At 35.9% G+C, this 16,355-nt stretch carries 13 protein-coding genes and 2 pseudogenes; 5 read left to right on the top strand and 10 right to left on the bottom strand.

Translation table 11 applies throughout. The features are described 5' to 3' along the window. Nucleotides 1-257: 257 nt before the first annotated feature. The 3 genes and pseudogenes from purB to F6K27_RS05900 form a co-directional block, all read right to left on the bottom strand. Nucleotides 258-1,553 carry an adenylosuccinate lyase gene (gene purB, locus F6K27_RS05910; RefSeq protein ID WP_287274456.1) on the bottom strand — a complete coding sequence of 432 codons (1,296 nt, stop codon included), beginning with the start codon at nucleotides 1,551-1,553 and terminating at the stop codon, nucleotides 258-260. 475 nt (nucleotides 1,554-2,028) lie between these two features. Then, entirely contained in the window at nucleotides 2,029-2,250 is a 222-nt protein-coding gene (locus tag F6K27_RS05905) for a hypothetical protein (protein ID WP_287242890.1), read from the bottom strand. 37 nt (nucleotides 2,251-2,287) lie between these two features. Further along, a pseudogene (locus F6K27_RS05900) lies at nucleotides 2,288-3,011 on the bottom strand (peptidase). 764 nt (nucleotides 3,012-3,775) lie between these two features. On the opposite strand from F6K27_RS05900, the gene F6K27_RS05895 reads away from it, so the two are divergent. The 5 genes from F6K27_RS05895 (at nucleotide 3,776) to F6K27_RS05875 (ending at nucleotide 9,898) form a co-directional block, all read left to right on the top strand. Beyond that, on the top strand, nucleotides 3,776-4,732 hold the full coding sequence (locus F6K27_RS05895; RefSeq protein ID WP_287274455.1) for an RNA polymerase sigma factor, RpoD/SigA family: 957 nt from the start codon (nucleotides 3,776-3,778) through the stop codon (nucleotides 4,730-4,732). Nucleotides 4,733-6,071: 1,339 nt separating this feature from the next. Continuing rightward, on the top strand, nucleotides 6,072-6,413 hold the full coding sequence (locus tag F6K27_RS05890) for a DUF760 domain-containing protein (protein ID WP_124144411.1): 342 nt from the start codon (nucleotides 6,072-6,074) through the stop codon (nucleotides 6,411-6,413). 72 nt (nucleotides 6,414-6,485) lie between these two features. Further along, a complete protein-coding gene (gene mutT / locus F6K27_RS05885; protein ID WP_287274454.1) occupies nucleotides 6,486-6,890 on the top strand; it encodes an 8-oxo-dGTP diphosphatase MutT in 405 nt (134 codons plus the stop codon). A gap of 1,270 nt (nucleotides 6,891-8,160) precedes the next feature. Continuing rightward, the gene (locus F6K27_RS05880; protein WP_287274756.1) at nucleotides 8,161-8,319 is read left to right on the top strand and encodes a hypothetical protein; all 159 of its coding nucleotides are present in this window, start codon (nucleotides 8,161-8,163) and stop codon (nucleotides 8,317-8,319) included. A gap of 1,009 nt (nucleotides 8,320-9,328) precedes the next feature. After that, nucleotides 9,329-9,898: an ADP-ribosyltransferase gene (locus F6K27_RS05875; RefSeq protein ID WP_161564375.1), complete on the top strand. Its 570-nt coding sequence runs from the start codon at nucleotides 9,329-9,331 to the stop codon at nucleotides 9,896-9,898. Here F6K27_RS05875 and F6K27_RS05870 read toward each other — a convergent pair. From F6K27_RS05870 to F6K27_RS05840, 7 genes and pseudogenes are all read right to left on the bottom strand, one after another. Continuing rightward, on the bottom strand, nucleotides 9,854-10,390 hold the full coding sequence (locus tag F6K27_RS05870) for a zinc ribbon domain-containing protein (RefSeq protein WP_205127631.1): 537 nt from the start codon (nucleotides 10,388-10,390) through the stop codon (nucleotides 9,854-9,856). The genes F6K27_RS05875 and F6K27_RS05870 overlap by 45 nt on opposite strands. Further along, a complete protein-coding gene (locus tag F6K27_RS05865) occupies nucleotides 10,309-10,488 on the bottom strand; it encodes a transposase (RefSeq protein ID WP_287274869.1) in 180 nt (59 codons plus the stop codon). Before F6K27_RS05865 ends, F6K27_RS05870 begins: the two co-directional genes overlap by 82 nt. After that, complete coding sequence (locus tag F6K27_RS05860) at nucleotides 10,469-10,951, bottom strand: transposase (RefSeq protein ID WP_287274866.1); 483 nt, start codon at nucleotides 10,949-10,951, stop codon at nucleotides 10,469-10,471. The genes F6K27_RS05865 and F6K27_RS05860 overlap by 20 nt, the downstream gene beginning before the upstream one ends. A gap of 65 nt (nucleotides 10,952-11,016) precedes the next feature. Beyond that, nucleotides 11,017-11,202, bottom strand: a pseudogene (locus F6K27_RS05855) (helix-turn-helix domain-containing protein); the annotation flags it as partial. A 435-nt stretch (nucleotides 11,203-11,637) separates the two neighbouring features. Then, nucleotides 11,638-11,952, bottom strand: coding sequence for a hypothetical protein (locus F6K27_RS05850; protein WP_287274758.1), 315 nt, complete (start codon nucleotides 11,950-11,952; stop codon nucleotides 11,638-11,640). A 175-nt stretch (nucleotides 11,953-12,127) separates the two neighbouring features. Continuing rightward, nucleotides 12,128-13,687 (bottom strand): MFS transporter, encoded by a 1,560-nt coding sequence (locus F6K27_RS05845; RefSeq protein ID WP_287274760.1) that lies wholly within the window; start codon nucleotides 13,685-13,687, stop codon nucleotides 12,128-12,130. 827 nt (nucleotides 13,688-14,514) lie between these two features. Beyond that, nucleotides 14,515-16,209 (bottom strand): sensor histidine kinase KdpD, encoded by a 1,695-nt coding sequence (locus F6K27_RS05840; protein WP_287274762.1) that lies wholly within the window; start codon nucleotides 16,207-16,209, stop codon nucleotides 14,515-14,517. Nucleotides 16,210-16,355: the final 146 nt, after the last annotated feature.

Genomic DNA, 16,355 nt, shown 5'->3' with positions numbered 1-16,355 from the left:
ATTTTTTCTTATAGAAACTTCAGTTTAGGAGCTACCGAAATTCTTAATTGGAATTACTGATTAATTCAGAACCAAAAACAATTTTACCAAATTATAGCGTTAAATTTGGTATGAATAAATAAGTAAGTTATAGCTTCAATAATTCAACCTAACTTGTAAAAACAGCCAAGTATTTTCTTGGTGTATTTTATCTCGATCGCTCAACATTTGAAAGTCACTATCAAGGAAAAAAATCTCTACATACTCAAAATTGAACTTCAAATACCTAATCTTTGATACACATCATCCAAATGTTTTAAATGATGTTTCGGGTCAAAACAAGCTGCAATTTCTGCCTCAGATAACTTACTTTTAATTTCTTCATTTTTGCAAATTAAATCCTGAAAATTACCATTTGGTTGATTCCAAGCTTGATGGGCGCAAGACTGAACAATTTGATAAGCATCCTCTCGAATCATGCCTTTTTCTACTAATGCCAAAAGCACTCGCTGACTAAAAATTACCCCTCCATAAACATTCATATTTCGCTTCATGTTTTCTGGGTAAACTAACAAATTTTTGACTAAATTAGTAGTTTCTTTGAGCATAAAATGAGTTAAAATGCAAGCATCCGGCAAAATCACTCTTTCAACAGAACTATGGGAAATATCTCGTTCGTGCCAGAGAGCAACATTTTCCAAAGCGGCAACGGCATGACCCCGCACAATTCTCGCCATTCCCGTTAACCTTTCCGAACGAATGGGGTTGCGTTTGTGGGGCATGGCGCTCGAGCCTTTTTGACGCTTAGAAAAATATTCCTCAACCTCTAAAACATCGGTACGTTGAAGGTTACGAACTTCTACAGCAAAACGTTCTATAGAAGCAGTGAGCAACGCTAAAATTTGCACATACTCAGCATGGCGATCGCGTGAAATTACCTGAGTAGATGCAGTATCCGGTTGAAGTCCGAGTTTTTGGCAGGCGATCGCCTCAACTCGTGGGTCAATATTTGCATAGGTTCCCACTGCTCCAGAAATCTTACCCACAGCAATATTATCACGCATTTTTACCAATCTCTGGCGGTTGCGACAAACTTCTGCCAACCATCCTGCCAACTTAAAACCAAAAGTTATAGGTTCCGCATGAATACCATGGGAACGACCTACCATCACAGTTTCCCGATGCTGTTGTGCCTGATAGCGAATTGCTTGTCCCAACTCTTCAACACATGACAACAACAGATCCAGACTCGCAACCATCTGTAATGCTAATGCAGTATCCAAAACGTCAGAACTTGTCAACCCTAAGTGAATATACCGCCCAACATCACCAACATACTCATTCACATTTGTCAAGAAAGCAATCACATCATGGCGGACTTCTGCCTCAATTTCGAGAACCCGCTTTGGGTCAAAATTAGCCTTGGCCTTGATTTCTTCTACTGCCTCAGCAGGTATATACCCAAGTTCTGCCTGAGCTTCACAGACAGCTATTTCTACTTGTAACCAAGTTTTTAGCTTGGCATTCTCAGTCCAAAGTTCACCCATTTCGGGCAAGGTGTAACGTTCAATCACACTCTATAATAAAATTAAAACAACCGTTACATTGTATAGCAGGGAACAGGGAACAGGGAACAGGGGACAGTTGGAAAAAAATTTTCTAGTCTAAGATTCGTCATTAGTCTATGTCCTAACCAATTCTTTCTAACTATACTATTGACAACCACAAATGGGGAAAACTGAAAAATTATAGCCCTACGCGCTAGGGAGTAGGGATCAGGGAATAGGGAATCACAAACTGTAAAAGGATTTTAGGATTGAAAAATGTCCTAACCAAGTTCTTGTAGTATTACAACGCATCTAAATTTTTTTACCAACGATCAAGATTTATCGTCCAAAAAGACACTCCGCGATGGGGGTGAAACTATATTAGAGGGATAGAATTCTGTTCTACTTGCGCGATCGCTTAATTCGATTAATTTATACCAATTACCATGAATTAATGCTTAACTTAGGTAGCATTTAAATTATTAAAGAAGCACCTCAGCGTTCAGCTTTTCCTGCGGAATGCTGCGCAAACAGCTTTCAGCAGATTTTTTTTGAGATGTTCTCGTTTGCGGAGCATTCCGGAAATACGTTGTACTGTGTAAGTGGTAATTCTGATGTTTATTTCTCCCCCACTCCCCCACTCCCTGACTCCTGTACTCCTACGGGCAAACGGCCGTTCGCCCCCACTCCCCCACTCCTCCACTCTCTTGTGTTGTTCAATCAATCAAAATATCTTCCTGAGATTCTTGAGAATCATGTAATCAGTTTAAATCTGGCATTTCATCAAGAACTTGTTTGATAAACTCCTCCCATAACTTTCGCACTTTAGCTAAATAAGGATCGCCCAGACGCATTTGCAGGCGATGCCGAATTTGAAAACTATCCTTTTCATACATCACCAAATTAATCGGAGGTCCCACAGAAAGATTAGATTTCATTGTAGAATCTAGAGAAACTAAAGCACATTTAGCAGCAGCTTCTAAAAAAGTATAAAAACTTAAAGCACGGTCTAAAATTGGTTTGCCATACTTAGTCTCACCTATTTGTAGAAAAGGTGTTTCTTTTGTAGCAGAAATACAATTCCCTTGAGAATAAATCAAAAATAATTCAGGATCTTGTCCTTTAATTTGACCCCCTAGTAATATACTGCATCCAGTGTCAATTCGATCCTTTTGTAGCCAAGAGCGGTCTTTTTCTTGAATCTGTCGAATTTTACTCCCAATATAGCGAGCAATTTCGTAAAGGGTAGGAATAGTATGAAGATTAGTATCCTCAGAAATCTTGAAGTCTTTTTTTTAGTTCAGTGATTACTCCTTGAGTAATTGACAAATTTCCAGAAGTGCTGATGAGGATAACCCGCTCTCCAGTCAGAGAAAAATCAAATAGCTTCAGGTAAGTGGAAATATAGTCTACTCCCGCATTAGTACGAGAGTCAGAGGCCATTACAATACCAGATTCAGTAATAATACCAAGGCAATAAGTCATATATTAAGTAACTCAACCGCTTCGCGGAAGCCAAAAACGAGTAAGTAATTCTGAGCAAACATTTCGCTGCGAAATGTTATGCAAACAGAATTAAAGACATACTCAAGATAGTCAAAAGTTTAAAATTGAAAGTCAAAAGTCAAGTAAATATACTTCATATACTCTTTTTTTGACCTTGTTTAAGTATTTTTGCAAAATTTTTGTGATTTTGTTGTGCAGGATGCAATTTTTTTAAGAATTTATGAGTACCCTCTTATAGATAATTTAACTAATTTAGGTAATTAAACTCATTCATCTGAAAAATCATCCTTATAGGTATAGCCATAAGACGTAATAAATGTTAACATTCTTAACATAGTATTGAGTAGTGTAAAGGCCATCATAATTATCTGAATAGATAAGAAACGAAAAAGCTGTACTTTAGGCCAATCCAATCTGGATTCTGTACTAAAGCACTTGAATCTTAGTCAAAATCTAATCTAAATTCTCAAAAAATAGTAAAACTTCTTTTATTGTCCACAAATTCTTACAAATAGATTCAAAAGATAAAAGATAATTTGGTTTTTTGACCAGATCTAAAATCTCAGAAATATCAAATTTATAATTTAGAATTTCTGTAGGCCAAATTAATTATATCAAATGGCCATAGAACAAACTTCTTAAAAAAAATCCAAGGAAAGCGCAATACCCGCCCGCTTTTCTTGCTAACTCAAAACAGGGCGCTCAAAACCCTATCAGTAGAGATATCTAGCGGGAGAAGAGTTATGAAGACAAAAACCTCAGACACCGATTCTGTACGCACTTACCTCAGAGAAATTGGCCGTGTCCCCCTATTAACCCATGAAGAAGAAATTCTTTATGGAAAACAAGTACAACGCTTCACAGCTTTGCATGAAGTAAATAAGACCCTCACCGAAAGTTTAGGCCGCAAACCGACAATAGCAGAATGGGCTGAGGCAACAAGATTATCGACTTATGAATTGCAACGAATTATTCGCGAAGGTGAAAGAGCAAAACGAAAAATGGTCGAGGCCAATCTACGATTGGTAGTATCTGTTGCTAAAAAGTATATCAAACGAAATGTAGATTTGCTTGACTTAATACAGGAAGGCACTATCGGTATGCAGAGAGGGGTAGAAAAATTTGACCCTACCAAGGGTTATAGATTTTCCACTTATGCTTATTGGTGGATTCGCCAGGCCATAACTAGGGCCATAGCAGAAAAAGGTCGTACAATTCGTTTGCCGATTCACATTACAGAAAAGCTGAATAAGATCAAAAAAGCCCAACGCCAACTAACTCAAGAGTTAGGACGCTCTGCCACTACCCATGAACTAGCAGAAGAACTAGGTTTCACTCCAAAACAAATTCGTGAATGTTTGGAACGCGCTCGCTTACCTCTGTCACTAGATTTACGAGTAGGGGACAATCAAGATACGGAGTTAGGAGACCTACTTGAAGATACAGGAGCTTCTCCAGAAGATTATGCTCTCCAATCTTCCATGCGTAGTGATTTAGAATCAATTATGACTGACCTGACTCCCCAACAAAAGCAAGTTTTGGCCTTAAGATTTGGCTTAGAGGATGGACAAAGTATGACTCTCTCAAAAATTGGCGATCGCCTAAATATTAGTCGTGAAAGAGTACGACAAATAGAAAGAGAAGCTCTAAGTAAACTTCGTAAAAGAAAACAAGATATGAATGATTATTTAGCTAGTTAACTTTTCTGGCGGAAAGTCCCCACCCTATAATATTTGATTCAAGGCCCTATGGGAGAGCCATAATATGGAATACTAATGGGCATAGGGGGAAGACATTACCTCTATACAAGCTGCAACTCTTCTGCGGGTTGAATAATCCCGCGTTGTTGCTCAAGTGTAGCGTCGGGAGTTTATCAAAACCTATCTAAAATGGAGCGAGAGGACTCTCGGTATAATCTTAGATTTACCGGAAGGTGAATCGTGACCAAAATAAAAACAGATACTGACCTTGATTTGCAAGAGTCTAACTTAACACCACTCATCTGGCAAAAGGCAAGAGAAAATATATCTAATTCAATCGTTTTATCGGAATAGTATTTGCTTGCCCACTTAATTTTTTTAAGAAGATTGCTACTTGTACACCACTACCGAATTATGTTATAATCACGAAATAATGCGTCATGTGTCAGTTGCAAAAGTGATTTGTCATTGAGGTGTTACTGCCGCCTTTACAGATAGTGGTTCAACAAATTGACTGTGTAGGCGCACTGTCGGGGGTTGGAAACAATCTAGATAAGTGCCACTCAAGCAGTAAACCTAAATCATGAGGTTTGGGAATTCCTCGTTATAATCGAGCGATTTAACGAGTGAGGATGTCAATAACCCTGTAAAGAAATAGAACAAGAGGCAGAGGAAATAAAATACTTTTTCTCTGCTTTAGCTTTCTCAGCTTCTAAATCAATTTATCGATCATATCATGTCCATTGATATCGTTTGTATAAAAACTGGGTAAATCTCTACTTTTTCTTTCTTCCTTATAGTTCATAAAATATTTCTACAGTCACAACATAGGGAACAGGAAACAGGGAAAGAAAAACAGGATTAAAAAGAGGAAAAAGTGTTGAATTTTTATAATTTATGGAATTGATGGTTTTTTATTGTCGGAATCAATTACCAATTAAGATGTCACTACCTTTTTTGAATTTGTTATTGCTTGCACTCGATCATACCGATGCTGTCGGACTTGAGTTATATTGACATTTAAAGCTTCAAAATGTATTATTCATAATATATACTTATAGATCCTATTAAAATGATATGCAAATTTTGTCCCAACCAATGGTTAATATTCTAGCTGCCATAATTTCTACGCACATTTTAAGCTAGCTTTTAAATAATGGACATTGGAAATACCTGAAGTAATAATTTCGGTTATATCTACTTTGATGTGACAATTATGCTGTTACATTAGTTTATAGGAAGTAAGAATATTAACAACCCCAATATATTATGTGGTTAAGTCAATCAACCACATTTGATTTGTCGATATAAACAAAGTTTCTGAAACGGAGTTAGTAAAGTGACCAATAGAAGAAATCAAACCCGAGAGTTTTTTGAAGAAAGTTCAGAAGGAAGTAATTTACTCTGGGAATATGTCCAATCTATGAGTTCAGACACAGTTTCTCAATTATCAAAGCCAAATTCTCAAGAAGTTTTTCAAGTGATGGAAAGAAACATTGTTGGACTTTTAGGCAATCTACCCTCAGAACAATTTAATGTAAGTGTAACAACCAGTAGAGAAAATTTAGGTAAGTTATTAGCTTCAGCAATGATCAGTGGTTATTTTCTCAGAAATGCTGAACAGAGAATGACATTTGAAAAATCTTTGCCAGGAAATCAAATCAGCAATAATGAAGGTTAATTAATTAAGTTTTGATCGTCCTCTTGGTTAATTAACCAGAGGATTTTTGTTTGAAATAGAAAAGATTAAAATATGATATTGCCTCATAAGTTAATTGGTGTTGCTGTCATCTGGAATGAAGCAGGACAAATTTTAATTGATAAACGACTACCTGGGGGTGCATTTGGCGGTTTATGGGAATTTCCAGGTGGCAAAATAGAAGCAGGGGAAACAATAGAAGATTGTATTAAAAGAGAAATCTTAGAGGAGTTAGGAATTGAGATTGCAGTAGAAGAACATTTAATTACTATAGAACATAGTTATTCTGAAGTTAAAGTAACACTTCATGTCTATCATTGTCGCTATTTGCGGGGAACAGCAAAAACTATAGAATGTGATGAGTTTAAGTGGGTAACTTTAGATAATATCGAGCAATTTACATTTCCCCAAGCAAATAGTCAGATTATTACTGCTCTGAAAAAAATCCACATTAATTGACATACTCTACCGTCTGTTTCGACTGTCGCCGACATATTTACAGCAATTAAATTAAATACATCAGGACTTACGCAAATACACTATATATAGCGCATGGTAAATAGAGCGATTGCTGACGCAAAGCTCCGCTAACGCTATGATTTTTGCAGCGATCACCTACTATTTTTGATTCTATATCTATCCATAAAAACTTAAATAACCGTCATTTTAATTGTAGGATATGGCGTTGGTGAATCAAGCTATGAAACCTAAATTTAGCCAAATATAAAATGTTTTTCAGTTAATAGTTAGACAATTGCCATTCAAGCACAATCATAACCACGCATCACCAACGCCTAGGATATTTGAGCTCTGATACTAGATATTTGGATAATAATTGATGTTTGAGTTGATAAATAGTCAGGACTTAGGGAAAGACACTATATATGGCGCATTGCAAATAGAGCGATTGCTGACGCAAAGCTCCGCTAACGCTATAATTTTAACAGAGCGATCGCCCAGTATTTCTGATTCTATATCTATCCATAAAAACTTAAATAACCGTCATTTTATAGCAGTTTTCATTAACATAGAATACAGTTATTAAGTCTGTAATTATTAAACTTCAAAGATACTTATATTTTGTCTGTAGTTTACCTTTTGCTCTGCAACATATAAAGCGGAGCTTTGCGCGAGCAAAAGACGGATTCCGACCGCTTGCGTCTGTCGCTGACGCGGGGTTGCACTGCTGTTCCCTGTTCTCTATTCCCTAAAAGCATAGAACTTTGTACCTTGTACCTTGTACCTGATCAACTCGAAAACTGCTGTAATATAAAATCCGGTTATATAGAACCCTGATGGTATCTTTTTTTTCAATAATCAGGCGATCGCCAATCTCTTAAGCAGCAGTCTCACAAAACAAAGATTGACCTTGGCTGTGGCATTTTCTAAGGTTCTTTTCCTGCGGAATGCTGCGCAAACAAAATTTTTGGCCAAGCTTTTGCCAATTATTAACTGTAAATTGTAAATACCTGAACAGGCATCCTGAACATTTTGACAAAGACGCGATCGCGACAGCGTCACGGAGTTCGAGCGCGTAATTTATGAAAAATATAGGTCATACAGTCGCTGCAATACTATTATAGATTTGTATGTAGTATGTAAATATACCAGCGCACATTGCTATAAATCAAAAAAAACTCCAACGTTATAGTTTTTCGACGGAATTCTTACCCACAAAAGCGATCATCTTGGGGAATGGAATTATTGCACCGACGGTAAATTAAGGCTTTTGCCAGACTCTAGCAATAGAATAGAGCCATCAAAAAAACTCCAACGTTATAGTTTTTCAACGGGGTTCTTATTTATCTATTGTACAATAGTTTTGAGATGTTTAACCGACCCACAAAAGCGATCGCCTTGGGGAATGGAATTATTGTACCGACGGTAAATTAAGGCTTTTGCCAGACTCTAGCAATAAAATAAATAGATAAATCAAAAAAAACTCCAACGTTATAGTTTTTCAACGGGGTTCTTATTTATCTATTGTACAATAGTTTTGAGATGTTTAACCGACCCACAAAAGCGATCGCCTTGGGGAATGGAATTATTGTACCGACGGTAAATTAAGGCTTTTGCCAGACTCTAGCAATAGAATAGAGCCATCAAAAAAACTCCAACGTTATAGTTTTTCGAGCTATCTTTGATATCAAATCCATTTAATTAGGTATAAAAATAATGTAGCAAACATTTATCACACTTGGTATAACATCATATCCGGATGATTAAGTATCATAAAAATATTCTCCCCTAAATATTGAAGAAATATCTCACATTTTCGCTCCGTTTCCAGTGTTCCCTCTTGAATTTACACCTATAGCAATGTTCGCTGGCATATTTACAAATTGCAGGAGTTGTCCAATAGCTAAAATTCTTATATTATCAGCTTTTTATTCCCCCTTCCGGAGCTGTTCCCAAATGAGCTGTTGCCTGCGCGCAGCGCTATACCATCGCGCCACCTAAGAATTTTATGTTCGCAGCGCGGAACGGAGTTCTATCGCGCTACCCGAGCTGACATGATATAACATGGTCATAACCTACACTCAAAAATACCGTAATTTATCTTCATATTTTAGGAAGGTCTTGCTAAGATTTAAGTCCAGGTAGTTATTGCTAAAGTTTGTACTTTTACAAGTTGATCGGGAAAGTATTGATAGATTATTTCTTACTAATTTACTAATTAAATTAGAATTTATAGTATTTTATTAGGACTTATTAGTTATTTATACTTATTGAATTTTCTTGAAGAATTATTGAGAAATTGCTGGCAATATTAGATCAGGATCAATTTTAAGCTTCAAACTCACCCATATGGATGAGGCAAAAATCATCTAAATGAATGGGTTACTTTTTGAGTAATTTTAGGAGATAATAAAAAGTATCGAGTTGAGATGAACTTTATGAACAATGTTGTACTTTGCGAAAACAACAAACTCGTTGCTCAGGTTGCTAAATTAAGCGGAATGAGTTCTATTGAAGCAGCAAAATCATTATCCGCACTTGAAAGATTTACTACTTCAGATTTTCGTAAAATTAGACGGGCAGATAAAGAAGGAAAAAACGAAGGGAATGTTAAAATTCTTAACAATTTTATGCACAAAATGCCCGCTTATGATGGTGATATTTATCGGGGTATGTCTTTTAGTGAAAAATCAATAAAATCTTTTATTAAACAATTAAAACCCCACGGAGATTATACTTTAGATTCAGTCACCAGTTTTACTTGCGATCCAAAGATTGCTGAGACTTATTCCGGTCATTGTTACCAAGTAGTGATTCGGGTAAAGCATAATCATTCGGGAGTGTCTATTAGTGATTTTTCTGCAATGTATAGTGAAAGCGAAGTTTTAGTTCCCAAAGGTACTAAATATGAGGTAACTAATGTGCCCAAGGAAGTTAAATTAGGGAAAGTAAATTATGTTGACCTAGAAGAAATTTCCATTGAAGGGAATAATTTTGAGCATAATTAACCTTTGACATCCTCCCCGGCCTAAAGGCAGGGGGATTCCTACCGAGCCGTAGCTCCTCGGCGGGTTGACGTTTTGCTGGCGCAAAGCTCCGCTAACACAGGCTGCTGCACCCACCCCTCTTGCTCCCCTCCCGGGAGGGGATGGGGGTAGGTTACGCTTGCCTCCGCGTCCGTTTTTTGTCTCGGACTGCCCGCCCGCGACCAATATATTTATTGCTGCATTTTCATCACGGTCGTGTTTTGTACCACAGTTGAGACATTCCCACTCCCTTACTGAAAGGTCTAACTTTCCACCCTTGAATCCACAACATGAACACTTTTGTGATGTTGGTTCCCACTTGCTAATTACTCTAAAATCACGACCGTATTTTTCAGTTTTTCCTTCTAACAGTGTCCTAAATTGTCTCCAACCTAAATCTGATATGGCTCTGGATAATTTACGGTCTCTTGGTGCGCGTTCCGCAAGCGAGCTGTCGTCGTCGCGGGGTCGCACCGCTTTTTCACCATACCAGAAACGTTTAAATCTTCTAAAACAACTGTTTGGTTTTCACGAATTATTTTAGTAGATAATTTATGCAGAAAATCTGTCAAGCGTATCTTTTAGTTTGGCATGTTTGCGTAGCATTCTGTAGGAAAATTTGGCAACTCTTACTCTCGCTTTCTCATACCTTCTAGACCCCTTAGTTTTATGAGATAATGACTTACTTAACTTTCGATGCTTCTTAATTCTTTTCTTAAGTGGCTTAGGATCATCAACTTTTGTACCGTCACTAAATGTAGCAAAGGTTGAAATGCCTAAATCTATACCTACTGAATTATCAGTTTTAGGTAAAGTTTCTGGTTGTATTTCTACTACAAAACTCAAGAAATATCTATGAGCTGAATCTTTGATTACTGTTACTGATGATGGGGCAGCGGGTAACTCTCTTGACCAGACTATTTTCAGCTTTCCAATCTTAGCCAAATAAACTTTATGTTGACCAACTTTAAATCCTCCTTTTGTAAACCTAGCAGTTTGCTTTGACTTTCTACTTTTAAATTTAGGAGGTTTTATAGGTCTACCTTTCTGTTGACCTTTTGTCGATTTGAAAAAATTTTGATAAGCCTGGTTTTAATCATTTAAAGATTGCTGCAATGGTATAGCAGAAACTTCTGATAACCATTCTCTGTCTTCAGTATTTTTCGATTGAGTGATAAACTGTTTTTGTAGTTGAGAATTCGTGGGTTTCTTTTCTCCCGATCTATATTTTTCTTGACAACAGCTAGGCTATCATTCCAAACCACACGGACACAACCAAATAGCTTTGCTAATCAGTATTTTTGTCCCGGTGTTGGATAGATACGATACTTAAATCTAGCTTTCATAATTCCTATCTAAACTAAACAGCACGATAACATATTTATTAAAAAAAAACCACTAAAAAGTCGCCCTTCTAGGGCGAGGCGTTAAACCCAATTTTTTGGTAAAAGTTATTTTTTCTTACTGTCTAAACCCCATAAATAAATTTAGGATAAACATTACTAGCAACTTAGATTCATATATGGATTTTTAGTAGTCATATTAATCTGATTTTTATCTATGATTTTCTCATATAGTTGGGAAAATTACTGGATTCATATCAGTTCCTAAGATGAGTTCCTTACCTTAGCGAGCAAGATGCCCGCACTAGAAACATTTAATTGTTAATATCTGTACTTCATCTACTTGGAATCTGCTGTATCAATTACTCCAAGAAAAGTTTAGAAGTGTATTGTTGCATCCATTGCTAGTGCTAAAATATCAGATGAATAAGAGCGAATATCACAAGCAAAAAAAGCAAGAATCATTAATACTTTTTCCTCGATTATCATAGGAACAGCAAAGCCAGTTCTAACTCCAAAAGCTTTAGCAATTTGATTTCTCAAAAAATATCCTTCCGATTCAACCGAGACATTTAGTATCCATTCCGGCTGTTTGTATAACCAAACTCGTCCAGGTAATCCTTCACCTTCAGATATGATAAAGTCTTGACTACAGAGGTGAAATTTTTCTAAATTATCTTGGTAATTACCCACAACAATATGGTGATAAGGGCTAAGTTCTAATAAATTATTTTCCCGGTTAGGTAACCAAATTTAACCATAATGAAAATCCGTCAATTTGCAGATTTTACTTAGAGTATCTTCCAGATGAGTTACAGGTATTTGCCTGATTAATTTCTCCATATTTTAAATTATCAATTAACCTCAATTAGCAACTAATTTCAGCATTTTTTCTGGCATAAAACCACCAATTAACAATTAAACAACTGAGGTAATAAATTGCAAAACCATACAGTGCATATTCAGGATGACCAGCTTTGATTTGACCACCAAAAACTTTAGGAATAATAAACGCACCATAAGCAGCAACGGCTGAAGTCCAGCCTAAAACTGGTCCGGCTTGATTAGGTTCAAAAATAATAGGAATCATCCGAAAAGTTGAACCATTACCTATACCAGTAGTAATGAAAAGAATGAGAAAAAGGAGCAGAAATGGCATGAAATAAATTTCAGGAGTTTGAGAAACACTTGCTTGTTTAACATAATAAGCTACTCCCAAAGCTGAACCAATCATCACAATTGTATCCCAATGAGTAACATTTGCACCTCCTAGTTTGTCAGACAACCAACCACCTAAAGGTCGAATCAATGAACCTACTAAAGGACCTAACCAAGCATAAGCAAAAGGATTAATCGCATTGGGATTTACTGTACCATCTGGTAACTCTCCAAATACAACTCTAATTAATAAAGGAAAGGCTGCTGAATAACCAATAAATGAACCGAATGTCATGGTATATAACCAAGTCATAATCCAATTATGCTTATTCTTAAAAATTCGGTATTGGGGACTGAGGGAAATTTGGAAAGGCTTTTGCACCATACCCATAATTACCACAGTCAAGGCAATTGTGATTGGTAAAACAATCCACATATTGATATTAACTACCAGAAGCATATATAACCCGATCGCTGCACTAACAAAAGCACAGAAAATTAGGGCAAGAGATTTTAATAAAGCTATCAAAGTGTCTTTTATTGTTGAACCAACATCGGGACTAGCTGTTATTAAATTATTCATGTTAAACCAAGCATTAATCGCTAGGATGACCAAAATAGGAACCCAAACCAGTCCACAATTTTGTATCCAAACTAATGTCCCGGCAGCTTTATCTCCTATATCTGTAGGTAAAGGAATTCCCTGTCCGCTTAAAGGTCCGAATAAAGGAAAAGTCATCACAAAAGGCAATAAAACCTGCATGACGCTAACACCGACATTTCCCAAACCAGCATTTAAACCTAAAGCTGCTCCTTGATTTTTCTTGGGAAAGAAGAAGCTAATGTTAGACATGGAGGAAGCAAAATTTCCACCTCCAAAACCTGACAAAGCAGCTAAGATAATGAATAGACTGTAGGGAGTATTGGGATTTTGTAGAGCTATCCCTGTACCTAATGAGGGAATAATTAGTAATGTTGTGGTGATAACGATTACATTTCTTCCCCCGGATATAGCAATTAAGAAGGAATTTGGAATGCGTAAAGTTGCACCAGTAAGTCCAGCAACTGCACTCAAGTTAAAAAGTTGAGCTGTCTCAAATGGAAAACCTAAGTTCTTCATTTGTACGGTAATAATGCTCCAATAGAGCCATATAGCAAAAGCACATAATAAACAAGGGATAGAAGACCAAAGATTACGATTTGCTATTTTCGATCCTTGTTGTTGCCAAAAATCTGTATTTTCTGGATTCCAATTAGCTATTTTACTCATCAATAATTTACCAATAATTATGGTCTAATAGAATAGAAAGGAGATAGTAGGTTATGTTAAATAAGTCAGGTTATTTCTGTATGAAAACTCCGAACTGTGACTGCTTGTAAAACTTTAATATCTCTCAAGAGACTGATGGTTATAAGTCTCAACTTTATTCAGCCCTTCCTACTTAGCTCCTAATTGATTATTAGTTTATTACCTTAAATTTCTTGGAAATGCAATGGCTTAAAAACATTTCTTTACTAAAACAAATATATGTTTAGAAATATATATAAATCTTATATAGCAATATGAAATCATTCGTGAGAAAAAATTGTAGGGGTTTGGTCTCTAAACCAAAGCGCCAAGGGATTTGGAGACCAAACCCTGCATTGAGAAAATCTGACAACATAAGCGCGGATTGCTATACCAATTACTGAATAATTAACAATTAAATAATTCATGTTTAAAGCTTCCCTTTTCAAGGGAAGAAACGGTAGTTTTGCTGGCGCATAATATCAAATCCGGTAGCATTGGTGTAATTTGTGGGGAGTTTGGGGAGTTTGGGGAAATAAGCTTCATATTTGGCAATAGCTGAAGATGGAACATTTTTTATACCGAACCCGAGCGGATTTGATATAACCCTCTTAATAGCTATCGCCGACATACAAAGGGGAAGTACTCTGTAAGAGCGAGCGTGTTATACTTTATTAACAAAAAAGATTCTAAGCATTTAGTTATTCGTGGTCAACTCTTCCTGCTGAATGCTTACTAAAGATTAGCTATAAATTATTGAACTGGCAAGAAAATAGTCATTATTTCTCCTTCTAAAGATTAGCTATAAATTATTGAACTGGTAAGAAAATAGTCATTATTTCTCCTTTAGTTGGTCGTTGTCGCACTACTAATTTTCCTCCCATTGCTTGAAAAAGATTTTTAGTCACCTTTAAATTTAAACTAAGATTACCTGTTTCTGGTTGAAACATTAATAAAGGACCGATAGATTTAAAGGGTGTTTTTGTGCAACTTGTAAAAGGTGAGTGACTTTTTCCACCCATATTAGAATCAGATTTAAGCTGTAATTTTAACTGACTTCCAGCTAACATTACCTCTACCTGAATAAGACTGCCAGGAGGTAAATTTCGCGAAAAGTTTTCAATCAAATTTCCTAATACTTGGTCAAGCATAACAGGGTCACTAACAACCGTTGGCATATTAGGAGGTAAAATAACTTTTAGAGTGTGATTTCTTTGAGTTGCCTTTTGTTGCCAATGAGGTATACTATTTTCAAAGACTTGAGCTAGAGGAATAGTTGTTAATTGTAGGTATGAATGTTTTTCTTTTAAGAGTTGCTGAGTTTCTAATTCTGTCGCTCTAAAAATTAGATTAAAGCGGTTTATTTGGGAAGTACATTCAGCATCAATCATTTGTAAACGCTTTTTTATTACTTCTTGATTTAGATGAGGGCGTTTTAATAATAGGCGAGTTAAAGTCTGAATTGTGGCTAAAGGAGTTTTGACTTCATGGGCGATCGCTTGTAACAATTCTACATCAGGAGATTTGAAATTTTCAATGGGAGATTTTAGCGATACAGTAATTTCCCGGTCTTTTTGACTTTGGTCATCAGTATTGAGTTCTAATATTTTATTTTTACTATCTACAGTTGGTAAATTATCTAATAATAAACGACTAAATTTCATAACTATTTTATAGTCTGGTTCGCGGGGTGTAAATTTATCAAAAACACCGTCTAAAATTGCTAAATATTGAGAATATTGATCGATTATTTTTTGATGTTTATCGACATTTTGAGAATGAAAATGGGTAGGTAATACTATTCGTTGACGTAAGATAATCCATGCTCTTTCAACTACTTCTGGGTCAAAAGAAAATAGAAAAGCTGGTGTATTATTTATGCTTTTTCCTAAGACCATAACTAAACTAAACTCAGCAGTTAAAACCAAACAAAACTGCTCATTTGTTATTGGGTCTTTAGTTGATAAAGGTAGTATTGGTATAACAGTAGATAAGGAATTAATACTATCTGCTGCTGGTAATAGAGGCAAACTTTGTCTTCTAAAAATGGATAACCAGTCTGAATTTTCCTGTATTTTACTGGTAAAAACTGAAGTATAAAAATTCTTAGTTAAAGCAGGATTTGTTAAGATAGGAGTAGGACTAGATAATACTAATCCACGATATGATTTGATATCAGAGAATAACGAATTAGGAGTAGATTTTTTTGAATTGTCGATAAAATCTCTCTCATTTAATGAATAAATAGTTTTTGTCATCTCTTGATTTTGAAAATCTTGAGAACCAGACTTTTTTGATGAATTTTCCAATAATTGATTAACAGTAGCGATCGCACTATACCATTCCTTTTGAGCCTTTAAATACAAATTTTGATTTCTCTGTCTCATAGAAGGAGGAGAATTTTCTTTTGCCAGTTCCATTGTTTTTTTAGGCAAATCATCACTTGACATTTCTAGGGCAAAAATGTCACTTATAGTTGGTAATATATAGTTATAGTTGTCCATTTTTTTCATAATATAAATAAATAATCTTAATTTATTAACTGTTGAAGAAGGAAGAAGGAAGAAGGAAGAAAAAATGGATGGGGATAGTCTTCGACAAGCCGCTCCGCGTCTACAACCTCCAACCAATTGTAAACACCCCCGTTGAC

The sequence above is a fragment of the Okeania sp. SIO2F5 genome, from assembly GCF_010692685.1.
Classification (GTDB): Bacteria; Cyanobacteriota; Cyanobacteriia; order Cyanobacteriales; family Microcoleaceae; genus Okeania; species Okeania hirsuta.
The sequence above is the reverse complement of the archived record's forward strand: the minus strand, read 5'-3'. Positions and strand labels throughout refer to the sequence as shown.